The organism is uncultured Maribacter sp., from assembly GCF_947500405.1.
Lineage (GTDB): Bacteria > Bacteroidota > Bacteroidia > Flavobacteriales > Flavobacteriaceae > Maribacter_B.
Map to the genome: position 1 here is coordinate 422,986 of NZ_CANMRY010000003.1, position 12,318 is coordinate 435,303.

The following is a 12,318-nucleotide window of genomic DNA, read 5'->3' on the forward strand; positions in this document are numbered from 1 at the left end:
GTTAGCTTTAATCCTTGTTTCCTATTGAAAAGCTGTTGATGTACCCTATTGGGTCTTTTGCATCATATTTAGTACCGTCTATAAAATCTGTTGTAGCTGGCTTATACCCGTCTGTATCTGGAATATCTGTTGCAGGAATATGCCCTTCTGCTACTAATATTTTCGCTGCTTTTTCCCAGATATCTGGTCTATAAATATCTTTGATAGTATTTGAGTACCACTCTACTGGCTTAGCATCGGGAATTTGACCCCATCTTCTCATTTGTGTTAAGAACCAAGTACCATCAGAATAGAATGGGTAAGTTGCATTATACTTGTAGAATACATTAAAGTCTGGCATCTCACGCTTGTCTCCTTTTTCGAACTCAAACGTACCTGTCATAGAGTTTGCTAAAACTGCTTCATCTGCACCTACGTATTGCGACATAGATAATATTTTTACAGCTTCAGCTCTATTAGTTGGCTCATCTAACCATTTACCAGCTCTAATAAGTGCTTTAGTAACAGCTACTGCCGTATTAGGATTTTCCTCAACAAATTTCTTTGTCATTACAAATACTTTTTCTGGGTTATTTTTCCAGATATCATAGTTTGTTGTAACTGGTACACCAATACCTTTAAATACTGCTTGTTGGTTCCATGGCTCTCCTACACAGTATCCATAAATAGTACCTGCCTCAAGAGTTGCTGGCATTTGTGGCGGAGGAGTTACTGATAATAATACCTCAGCATCAATCTGCCCTTGCACATTATCTTTTGTGTACATTCCTGGGTGAATACCAGCTGCTGCTAACCAATAACGAATTTCATAGTTATGTGTAGATACTGGAAATACCATTCCCATTTTAAAAGCTTTACCAGAATTTTTATACTCTGTAATTACTGGTTTTAAAGCATCTGCTTTAATTGGGTGTACTGGTTTACCATCTGCTCCTTTAGGAACATTTGGCTTCATTTTAGACCAAACATCATTAGATACTGTAATACCATTTCCATTTAAATCCATAGAAAAAGGGGTAACCAATTCTGCTTGTCTACCAAAACCTGCTCCTGCAGCAATTGGCTGTCCTGCTAACATATGAGAACCATCTAACTGACCATCAATAACACGATCTAAAATATTTTTCCAGTTAGATTGTGCTTCTACAGAAACAAACAATCCTTCTTCTTCAAAAAAGCCTTTTTCTTTTGCAATGGCTAAAGGCGCCATGTCCGTTAATTTTATAAAGCCAAAAGTTAATTGTGGTTTTTCAATTTCTAATGTTGTAGCCGCAGCTTCAGTTGCCGCTTCGGTAGCTGCCTTTTTTGTTTTATCACCACAGGATGCCGCTAGGACAAGAAGTAACAAAAAAGCGGTTTTTTTAAAGATAGTTTTCATATTTATAATTTTAAATGTTCTACGTATTAATACTTATTCAAGGCAAATATATACGTAACACTAAAAGTATTCTATGGCATTACCCATCTTAAATCCGTCTTTTACACCATGGTTATACCATACAACTAACAGATTAAAAACTATCAAAAAACATATTTACACAATAACAGTGTGTTTTATAATACTTTACAAAAAATAATCAATACGTATAACCTAATAAAAAAGGCTACGTAACTACTACTTAGAATAAAAAAAGCCAACTAAATACGTATTTAGTTGGCTTTTTTATAAAAACAAATGTGCTCTTAATTTATTTCTTATTTAAATTTAATTTTATCCATTCTGGCTCAGACAAACCAATATATTTTTTATCCGTTCCATAAGGATCTTTGCCTCCTTTTAGATATGCATTAATTGTTTGCATAGGAATAGTATCTTGCAATTTTGTTGGAACTTCATATCTATGGTTTCCATGAAAATCATGACATTGTATACATGTATTCCATTGTTCTTCTGCTATAAGTGTTTCATGAGCAACATCTATAGGGTCCTCTTCTACTTTTAAATCTTGATGACAGTTCATACAATAATTAACAGCTGCAATAGTAACTCTCTCTCCATTATGTTCTGAGTGGCAAGTAATACAAGTTGTAGCGTCTATTACTTTTATAATTTCTTTAAATCTTGGTTCCGAAAAACGATGATTAGGGTGTCTGTCATTTGGTCTATCATGGCACTGCAAACAATTTTCAACCGTAACATTTTGGGTTCCAAAATCTACATTATGCTCTCTCATGCCAATTGCAAATTGTATATTAGATTGTATTTGTTGGGATAAATTCCCTTTAGCATCGGCATGGCAAGTAACACAAGATAAATCATCATGCCCTTCATTCATTGGCCCTAATGAGATATATTCCTCAGAAGACTTTAAGGTTAAAAACAGAACAACGCATATTCCTATTAGTACCCCTATAATACCTCCAGTAAATTGTCTTTTTCTTAATGGACTTATTTTAAACATACCTTTTAAAAATTAATTACAACATTTTCACTAGCAGGGTAGCTTATACAGGTTAATATTTTACCTTCTTCTACTTCTTCTGGTGGCATAAAATGCCCCTCTGTCATTACTACATCTCCTTTAGAGCAAGATGCTTTACATGTAGAACACATACCAGACCTACAAGAATATGGTAAAGCAATATTGTTTACCATTGCCATTTGTAAAATAGATTTATTTTTAGGGACTTTAATTTTATAGGATTCATTATCATAATTAATTTCTACATCGCATTCTTCATTTTCCCCGACAACTGCTATTTTGGGACTTGCAAAAACTTCGACCTTAATATTAGATGGCGAAACGTTCTTAGTGTTTAAAATTTCTTTAACACATTCCATATATCCAAAAGGACCACAAATCATATATTCATTAGAATCGAATTTTAAATTATGCTTTTCCATAATTGCTATCAAAACTTCTTCTGTAAGCAATCCTGAATAATAATTTAATGGTGCATTATCACTCTTAGAAAGTATATGTTCTACTTTGAATGATGAAGGATATTTCTTAGTTAAGTTTTCAATCTCTTTATTAAAAATAATTCCTTCGTAATTTTGATTAGCATACACTAAGAGGATTTTAGAGTTTGGTTCTTTTTCTAGAACAGATTTTACAATAGAAAATATTGGGGTTATACCACTACCTCCAGCAAAAAAAACATATTGTTTTATAGTCTCTTTTCTTGGGGCTATATAAAAACTTCCTGTTGGTTTATCCACCTCATATTTATCTCCTACTTTAAAATTGTCATGAATATAATTAGATACTAAGCCCTGATCTACTCTTTTTATTGTTATTCTCAAATCTGAATCGGTGTAGGGATTACTACTAAAGGAGTATGCTCTTTTATGTACTGCATTATCTATAGGGACATTTATTGACATAAACTGCCCTGGTTTATAAGATAACTTTTTAAAAAAATTCCCATTTTTAAAACAGATTGTTACAGCGTCTTTTGTTTCCTGTATTATTTCTTTTACTAATAACTTCATTTATAGACTTATTTATAATAAAACACCATTACTATATGGAAACACATTAAAATGGAGATGATTATTGAAAATGCCACATGAAAAATCATCCAACCTTTAAATAAAATTTCTCCTTTACTTTTTATAACATCTAAATTTATATACCCTAAAAGGGCATTAGCAAAAAACAAATAAGACATAAGAGCTATATAGCCGTATCCTAATTTTACACTATGAATATAAAAAAGAAGAGGACTCATTGCTCCTAACCATTTATGGATTGTTATCATTTTTATGGCATTTTGTCTAAACCTTTTTATTACACGAGTAAAGGTCAACAGCCACTGAAAAATGATAAACAACGCCACTCCTAAGCCAGACCATCTTTTATAGTTTTCTTGTTGTTGCAGTTCTTGTAACCACACCCATTCTATATTCCCAAAATAGAATACAAAAAAGACGGATAACAATACCAATCCTAAAATAGTAGAGTTGTTATTACTTTTCACTAATATAAAATCTAATAGAGGTTAAAAATTTGCTATTTAGTTTACTCCCTTACAGCTACTAATTTTTTCATTGTTTTGTAAGAAGTTAATTTCTTAACACTATCTAAAAACACTTCAGACGTTGGCAAGTAATTCCCTTCTACTGGCCATTTATCTCCAATTGTTGGTTTCTCACTTTCTTTAAATGCAGCTATTTCATTTAAGTATTCTACGTATATATCTACAGTCCCCATTGCATAAGAGTTTAACACATCAATTGTTTCTTTATAGGTTAAAGAATCTTTAGGATATTGCCATGTTGTTGCACCCATTACATCTCCTAGTTTCCAATCATCCTTTGTAGTTTGTGGGTGTTTATTATGACAAGTAACACATGCGGCTGCACTAGCCAAATCTGCGAACATAGCGGTATGTAATTTTGTATCCTCTTCATAAAAAAATTGTGGTTTTTGATCCTCTTTTATTTTTTCAAAAAGCTCTGCTTGTTTCCCCTCAAACTTATTTGCCGCATTTACAGGAAAATCGGAACCCAAATATAGTCCTAATGGCACTGGGCTTTTTCTTATACTTGTTGCCACACCTCTTAAAAAAAGAGCTGGTAAAGGTCCAGCTTCTACATCATCTTTTCTCCAATCCTCATCAAACTTCATTCCTTGTAATTTTCCTTTTCCAACAATAGCTTTGGTGTATAGAGTTCTCGTAACATCATTCTCTTCTGCAACCATTTCCAGAACCTCTTCTACAGAAAAAGCATTATTAGCCATCTCCCCATTTTTTACTTTTTCTTCAGGAACCCCTCCACATGAATTAAGAAGAATAAGGCTAGTTAATAAAATAGCGATTACTAATACTGGGTTTTTTTCAATTTTTTTCATATGAGTATATTTTAGACTTATTAGTAAGATGCTTTTATCATTACGTCAGACATAGTTCCGTAAACTGATGCCCATGCTTCTTTAACTTCTGGAGTAAAATCATCCCCTAACCCCACAGAAAGTGTGTCTAATAAAGCTGCACCTACGGTATTATAATGAGAGGGTTCTACTTTGTATTCCACGTGTTTTTTTCCAAGGTTTTCTAAAACAGGAACTAACATTTCCAGATTACTTAATCCTGCAACAGCACTACCTAACATGGTCATTAACTTATTACCTTGCGTTGCCATTTTTTCTTGATCCGATGGAAATAAAGGCTTTAATGCTGGATCCAGCTCAAATAACTTAGCGTAAAATATCTCTGCTGCCGTAGAGGCAATTGGTTTTACCTTTTCGAATGATTCCTGAACAAGAGAAATTGTTTTTTCTTCCATAATAGATTGTTTTAGTTTAATGGTTATTCTAAAAATAAAGATTACGTATTTTACGTATTCTTACTTAGACAAATGTAAAGACCGAAACTTAAATCTTGTATGATTAAAGGCAGAAGAAAATATTTATTATTTCATAAACAATAATGTTTTTTTCTCTTATTAAATGTGATTTTAATACATAAAAAAGGCTGCATAAATGCAGCCTTTTCAGAAAGGTTTGAAAAAAATAAACAACTAACTATTACAAACACTTACTATGTATCTAAATAGAAATTGTGCTCCGATATTTCTCTTTTGAGAAGTTTTACATCTGGAATACCTATACGCTTTCCTTTTGCTATTACTAAGTTTTCCTTCTTTAAGACTGATAAAATACGTATTACTTGCTCTTCTGTTGTGCCAGCATAATCTGCATATTCTTTTCTACTTAATTGAAGGTTTATATAACCATTAAGTTGCCCAAATTTTCTGTTAACATAGAGAAGTGTATCTATTACTCTTTCCCTAACTGTCATTTGAGATATTGATTTTACTTTTGCCTCACTCTTATTAAGTTCATTTGCGTAAAAAAGCATTAAATCATAGGTAAAACTTGCATCTTCCTTTAAAGCATATTGCAACAAATTTTTAGAAAAATAGCATAGTGTAGTATTTTCTAATGCTACTGCAGAAATGGAATAATACTCCTCGGTTCCAAAACCTCTATGACCAATTATTTCTCCTTCTTTAGCAAAACGTACTATTTGCTCTCTACCATTAATACCTGTTCTAAAAACTTTTACTTTTCCTTTTAAAATAAAAAACAATCCATTTACAGGTGCTCCTTCCATAATAAACTGCTGTCCTTTTTTACAGTTTATATCTGTTTTCTCATAAGAGAAGTCTAAAACTATTTTAGATGCAATGTTTTTTTTCATCAAACACTTTGCATTCTCACACGTATTACAAGAAATACCAGACATGGATTTCTTTCTCATTTTTTGTATGTTTTCTGTGTTTGATTGCATATTTACTGCTTTAAATTACCAATGCTCATCTACTAAACCATTATTTATCTGCCTTTAAAACCAATTCTGGTGTTTCTTCTGTTACAGGAGCAAACTTAATAGTCAATGCTAATATTCCTGCAAGAACAACAAAACCTCCAATTATAAAATAACCGCTAGAAACCGCTGATGCTGATGCTGCCATTTGTGCAGATTTAACTGCCTGTTCTCCAAGCTGAGAATTGGAAGCTATTGCAGCACTTTCTGCTACTGCCGACTTAGATTTTAAAAGCATAGCTGCAACAAAAGCACCTACATTACCTCCTGCTCCTACAATTCCTGAAATAGAACCTATTGCTTTTTTATTTATAAAAGGAACTACAGAAAATGTTGCACCTTCTGCCATTTGTACACTTAAACTAAAGGCAATTAAAAATCCCATACCCACTACTATACTAGTTGCTGTAGAAAAAGTGGTAAGAACAATACCCTCTATAGCAAGGATTACAGCCAAGAAAATTACACGACCCCTTAATCCTTTGAGCCTTCCAAACATGTCTCCAAAATACCCTCCTAAGGTTCTTGCAAAAATGTTCATTAAAGCAAAAGACAGAACTAAATTTCCTGCAAAACTTCTACTTAATCCAAATCTATTTTGCAAATAATCGTCCATAGTACCGTAAACTGTAAGTTCCATTCCAAAACAAGCAGCGTATATTAAAAAAAGTATCCAAACTCTATAATCTTTTAAAACTTCTAAAAAACCTATTTCGTCTTTTTTACTTGTAGGTAACTCCCCTCTTTCTTTTAATTCTTTATAGTTTCCTTCTGGCGTATCCTGCGTAAAAAAGAAATATACAATACCCATTATAAAACAAGTAATACCTGCAATAATCATAGAATACCTCCAAGCATTTTCCGCTTCAGCAATTCCTAAACTCACTACCGCAGCTGCAATAATTGGCATTCCTAATCTATTAGCTCCACCTCCAAGGTTACCCCATCCTGCAGAAGTTGCATTTGCTGTACCAACAATATTTGATGCAAACATTATAGAGGTATGTACTTGGGTAATTACAAAAGAAGCCCCAATAAAACCTATAAATAACCTACATATTAAAAATTGTTCTGGCGTTTGTACAAACCCTATTAATATAACGGGCAAAGCTCCAATCATTAACATCCAGGTATAACACAAGCGCGGTCCATATTTATCACATAATTTACCAATTGCCAATCTTGCAAATACAGTCCCTGAAACGGCAAGAATAATAGAGTTCCATTTTTGTTCTGGTGTTAACCCTAAATCCTTAACAACATCTGGCATAAAAGGCACTATACCAAACCATGAAAAGAAGCACAAGAAAAATGCTATAGAGGTTATCCAAAATGTTCTTGTAGAAATACTTTTAAAATTAAGTAACTGTAGCTTTGTTGCTTTTTTAGAATCCATATTTTCTATAACTATACGTTTGTACTTAGTAATGAATTTCAAAACTACGTATTTATACTTAATTATAAATCATTTTACTATGAAATATGAAAAAATTACGAAAATGAGAAAAAGTAGGTGTATAAAAACAGAAAATCATAAATAAAACTATTAAAAGACATAGAAATTACATGTAATCATGCAGAACTCGCTGTAATTCTTCTTCAAAAAATGCAGGATGTTCTGATACAACATTACCAATTATAACAATCCCTGGCTGTGTAACATCTATTTTACTATACAAACTCATAGCCTCTCCTAAAGTTCCTAAAACACAAGACTCATTTACTAAGGTCCCGTTTTGTATTAATGCAAAAGGAGTATTATTACCCCTATAAATAGCTACGGTTTTAACAATAGCATTAAACTTACGTACTCCCATTAAAACAACCATAGTTGCAGAGGATTGCGCAGCTAACTTTAAATCTTCAGAAAAGTTATTGTCTTTTTTTGTTGCAGTCATTACCCAAAAACTACTACTAACCCCTCTTTTAGTAACCGGAATACCTTGGCTTTGCGGAACAGCAATTGCACTAGTTACCCCAGGAACTATACTAACTGGAATACCAAAATTTTCTACATATTCTATTTCTTCACTAGCTCTGCCAAAAACAAAAGGATCCCCACCTTTTAAACGTACTACATGACCACATTCAAATGCTTTTTCTACTAATAACTTATTTATAGAATCTTGTGTATAAGAATGCTTATTACATCTTTTACCTACGTATATTTTTGGAATATTTTCATCAATCTCACATAAGAGTTCTTTACTAATTAAAGCATCATATAAAATTACATCTGCAGACTGTAAAAGCTTAAAACCTCTACGTGTTATTAGGTCACTACTACCAGGGCCAGCTCCTACTAAAGATATTCTTGGTTTTTTGCTTTTAATCATAATTTCTAATTTTTTAGGACTAACAATTGTGAATTCTGCAACAAAACTACGCGTTTATTTTGATAAAATTATATAAAAAATACGTAATTATACGTATTTTTGTAATGTAATATCTAAACAAGTACGTATGAAAACTATAATAGTAGTTGGAAATGGGATGGTTGGTTATAAGTTTTGTGAAAAATTTGTCACCAAAGAAGGAAGTGAAAAATTTAAGGTTATAGTTTTTGGTGAAGAACCAAGGCCTGCTTATGACCGTGTACATTTAAGTGAGTTTTTTGAAAATCAAGATGCAAAAGCATTAGAAATGGCTCCTGCTAAATGGTATGCGGAAAATAACATAGATTTAATTGTTGACGAACGTGTTACAGATATTCACAAGGCCTCAAAAAAAATTACCACAGCAAAAGACCGTGAGTTATCCTACGACTATTTGGTTTTAGCAACCGGTTCTTCTGCTTTTGTACCTCCTATTAAAGGTGTGGAGAAAGAAGGGGTTTTTGTTTACAGAACTATTGAAGATTTAGAAGGTATGCTTGCTTATGCCGCTAAACTAAAACAAACTAACCCAAATGCAAAAGCGGCTGTACTTGGCGGTGGATTATTAGGTTTAGAGGCAGGAAAAGCTGTAATGGATATGGGACTAGAACCACATATTGTTGAATTTGCACCTAAATTAATGCCAAGGCAACTAGATTCTAGAAGTAGTCAGGTATTACAACTCAAGTTAGAATCTATAGGACTAAACATACATTTAAGTAAAGCTACCAACCAAATTTTAGGAGATAAAGCTATTACAGGAATGGAATTTGGAGAAGACGATGTATTAGATGTAGAAATGCTAATTATATCTGCAGGTATTCGTCCAAGAGATGAACTTGCTAAAACAAGCGGCTTAGAAATGGGCGTACGTGGCGGTATTGTTGTAGATAATAAAATGCAAACCTCGGATCCTAATATTTATGCTATAGGAGAAATTGCTCTTTATAACCAAATGATATATGGTTTAGTTGCTCCAGGTTATGATATGGCAGGGGTTGCTGTAGACCAAATATTAGGAGAAAACAAGAGTGTAATGGCAGAAGAAATAGACATGTCTACCAAACTTAAACTTATTGGAGTAGATGTTGCTAGTTTTGGAGAACCTTTTATGCCCGCAGCAAAAGGACATTCTATAATATTTGAAAATAAAACCCAACATTTATATAAAAGAATAAACGTAAGTCTTGATGGCAAAAAATTATTAGGTGGTATTCTAGTTGGTGATGCTACAGATTATAGCATGTTACACCAAATTTATTTAAACGGAATGGCCATTCCTGAAGACCCTGCACAATTAATTTTACCTGCTACTGAAGGTGGCGGTTCTTTTGGCGATGTTATGGACTTACCAGATGAAGCGCAAATATGTTCTTGCGAAAATGTTACAAAAGGACAAATTTGCGGGACTATTGAAAGTGGAGAATCTAAAGATTTAGCAGATGTAGTTAGTTGCACCAAAGCAGGTACTGGCTGCGGCGGTTGTAAACCAATGGTTAAAGACCTTACGGAAGCTACTTTAAAATCTTTAGGTATAGAAGTTAAAGATACCGTTTGTGAACACTTTGATTTAAACAGACAGGATTTATATAAAATAATACAAGTAAAAGGATATAAAACTTTTGATGAAGTTCTAGACAATCACGGAAACGGTGGTCATGGTTGTGAGTTATGCAAACCAGTTGTAGCATCTTTAATGGCTAGTATAAATGCAGATACTGCCAATAAAGAATATGCCATACAAGATTCTAATGATAGGTTCTTAGCCAATATTCAACGTAATGGAACGTATTCTGTTGTTCCTCGTGTTCCTGGTGGAGAAATTACACCGGATAAGTTAATTGCACTAGGAGAAATTGCTAAGAAATATGATTTATATACAAAAGTAACTGGTGGCGTTCGTATTGATTTATTTGGTGCAACTCTAAACCAATTACCATTAATCTGGAAAGATTTAATAGGCCATGGTTTTGAAAGTGGACATGCTTACGGAAAATCTTTACGAACTGTAAAAACTTGTGTGGGTTCTACTTGGTGTCGCTACGGTATGGATGAAAGTGTAAGTTTTGGTATTGAACTAGAAAATAGATACCGAGGAATACGCGCACCTCACAAAATTAAAGGTGGTGTTTCTGGTTGTATTCGTGAATGTGCCGAAGCTCGTGGAAAAGATTTTGGTTTAATTGCTGTAGAAGGTGGTTGGAACTTATACCTTGGTGGCAATGGTGGTGCTACACCAAGACATGCCGAGTTATTTGCAGAGCAAATAGATAACAAAACGGTAATTAAATATATAGACCGTTACTTAATGTTATACATGCGTACTGCTAAACCACTACAAAGAACAGCAGCATGGCAAGAACGTTTAGAAGGTGGTCTTGATTATTTAAAAGAAGTAATTATTGAAGATAAATTAGGAATTGCAGAAGATTTAGAAAATGAAATGCAAACGCTAGTTAATAAGTTTGAATGCGAATGGACACAAGCTATTAATGACCCAGAAATGATGAAACGTTTTAACCACTTCGTAAATAGTGAAGAGGAAGATGACAACTTAGTTTTTGTGCCATTAAGAGAGCAGAAAATGCCAGAAAAATGGGTCTAATTAAGTTTTAAAACAACCAATTTCTAAATTTTAAATAATGAACATACTTTCAGATAAATATACCACAGTAAAACCAGAAGATGTAACTATCTGGTTTAAAGCAGCACCAGTTACTGCCTTTCCAAAAGATGGAGGCGCATGTGTAAAATATAAAGATTTGCAAATTGCCGTATTTAATTTTAAAAGACTAAATACATGGTATGCTTGCCAAAACCTATCTCCAGAAAAACAAGAAATGGTTTTAAGTAGAGGAATGATTGGGGACCACAAGGGTATTCCTATGGTTGCTTGCCCTTTACACAAAAAGATATTTTCATTAGAAAATGGCGAGAATCTAAATGGCGATTTAGAAGCAATTGCAACATATCCTGTAAAAATTGAAAATGACTTTGTGTATGTAGGTTTTTCTGAATAGCTTTGGATTTACTAATCCTAGTTATATATGGCAACTACAGAAAAATTACAAAAAGCATATTCTTTATTTGATGCTGCAAATGAAAAAGACCCAAATAAAGAAGAATACCAAGGAAAAACATACGCAAAAGAAGTATTATATGCTATAAGGATGACAAACAAATTAAATACGTTTGCACCAAATGCATCAGAAGCATTGCAACTTACTGCACGTTGCCAACATATTTGCAGATGGGAAATTGCAAGAGGTAGCTATGAAATGAATAGAGTTGGTTATCTTAAATGGAGACAAGATTTAAAAAAATATCATGCTAAAAAATCTTCTGAAATATTAAAAGAAGTAGGCTATGATCAAGAAACCATAGATAAAGTTGCTTTCCTTCTAGAAAAGAAACAACTTAAAAAAAATGAAGAAACGCAAATATTAGAAGATGTAATTTGTTTGGTTTTTCTAGAGTTTTATTTTGAACCTTTTGCTAAAAAATATGAAGAGGACAAACTAATAGATATTTTACAGAAAACATGGCGTAAAATGTCTGACAAAGGACACCAAGCAGCTTTAAAACTACCTTTATCAGATGCTTCTTTAGCATTAGTAACAAAAGCAATAGCCTAAAAAATTACCCTTATCGGGAATAATTTTATTCT

The 12,318-nt window shown here is 33.0% G+C and carries 12 protein-coding genes; 3 read left to right on the forward strand and 9 right to left on the reverse strand.

What is annotated here, in order from left to right; genetic code table 11:
- Nucleotides 1-7: 7 nt before the first annotated feature.
- From Q0945_RS06180 to cobA, 9 genes are all read right to left on the reverse strand, one after another.
- The gene (locus Q0945_RS06180) at nt 8-1,378 is read right to left on the reverse strand and encodes a CmpA/NrtA family ABC transporter substrate-binding protein (protein WP_299432115.1); all 1,371 of its coding nucleotides are present in this window, start codon (nt 1,376-1,378) and stop codon (nt 8-10) included.
- A gap of 310 nt (nt 1,379-1,688) precedes the next feature.
- The gene (locus tag Q0945_RS06185; protein WP_299432118.1) at nt 1,689-2,402 is read right to left on the reverse strand and encodes a cytochrome c3 family protein; all 714 of its coding nucleotides are present in this window, start codon (nt 2,400-2,402) and stop codon (nt 1,689-1,691) included.
- Nucleotides 2,403-2,407: 5 nt separating this feature from the next.
- The gene (locus Q0945_RS06190) at nt 2,408-3,436 is read right to left on the reverse strand and encodes a ferredoxin--NADP reductase (RefSeq protein ID WP_299432121.1); all 1,029 of its coding nucleotides are present in this window, start codon (nt 3,434-3,436) and stop codon (nt 2,408-2,410) included.
- 8 nt (nt 3,437-3,444) lie between these two features.
- Nucleotides 3,445-3,924: a resistance to Congo red protein gene (locus Q0945_RS06195; RefSeq protein ID WP_299432123.1), complete on the reverse strand. Its 480-nt coding sequence runs from the start codon at nt 3,922-3,924 to the stop codon at nt 3,445-3,447.
- Between the two features lie 41 nt (nt 3,925-3,965).
- Nucleotides 3,966-4,799 carry a DUF3365 domain-containing protein gene (locus Q0945_RS06200; RefSeq protein ID WP_299432126.1) on the reverse strand — a complete coding sequence of 278 codons (834 nt, stop codon included), beginning with the start codon at nt 4,797-4,799 and terminating at the stop codon, nt 3,966-3,968.
- 20 nt (nt 4,800-4,819) lie between these two features.
- Nucleotides 4,820-5,233 (reverse strand): globin family protein, encoded by a 414-nt coding sequence (locus Q0945_RS06205; RefSeq protein ID WP_299432129.1) that lies wholly within the window; start codon nt 5,231-5,233, stop codon nt 4,820-4,822.
- Between the two features lie 254 nt (nt 5,234-5,487).
- Nucleotides 5,488-6,210 (reverse strand): Crp/Fnr family transcriptional regulator, encoded by a 723-nt coding sequence (locus Q0945_RS06210; protein ID WP_299432132.1) that lies wholly within the window; start codon nt 6,208-6,210, stop codon nt 5,488-5,490.
- Between the two features lie 70 nt (nt 6,211-6,280).
- The gene (locus Q0945_RS06215) at nt 6,281-7,714 is read right to left on the reverse strand and encodes an MFS transporter (RefSeq protein WP_299432135.1); all 1,434 of its coding nucleotides are present in this window, start codon (nt 7,712-7,714) and stop codon (nt 6,281-6,283) included.
- 124 nt (nt 7,715-7,838) lie between these two features.
- Nucleotides 7,839-8,612, reverse strand: a complete 774-nt coding sequence (cobA, locus tag Q0945_RS06220; RefSeq protein WP_299432138.1) for a uroporphyrinogen-III C-methyltransferase — start codon at nt 8,610-8,612, stop codon at nt 7,839-7,841.
- Between the two features lie 127 nt (nt 8,613-8,739).
- Here cobA and nirB point away from each other — a divergent pair, with 127 nt between their 5' ends.
- The 3 genes from nirB to Q0945_RS06235 are packed head-to-tail and all read left to right on the forward strand — an operon-like array spanning nt 8,740 to nt 12,286.
- Nucleotides 8,740-11,256 carry a nitrite reductase large subunit NirB gene (gene nirB, locus Q0945_RS06225; protein ID WP_299432141.1) on the forward strand — a complete coding sequence of 839 codons (2,517 nt, stop codon included), beginning with the start codon at nt 8,740-8,742 and terminating at the stop codon, nt 11,254-11,256.
- A gap of 37 nt (nt 11,257-11,293) precedes the next feature.
- Nucleotides 11,294-11,671, forward strand: a complete 378-nt coding sequence (nirD, locus tag Q0945_RS06230; protein ID WP_299432144.1) for a nitrite reductase small subunit NirD — start codon at nt 11,294-11,296, stop codon at nt 11,669-11,671.
- Nucleotides 11,672-11,698: 27 nt separating this feature from the next.
- The gene (locus tag Q0945_RS06235) at nt 11,699-12,286 is read left to right on the forward strand and encodes a DUF4202 domain-containing protein (RefSeq protein WP_299432147.1); all 588 of its coding nucleotides are present in this window, start codon (nt 11,699-11,701) and stop codon (nt 12,284-12,286) included.
- The last annotated feature ends 32 nt before the right edge of the window (nt 12,287-12,318 follow it).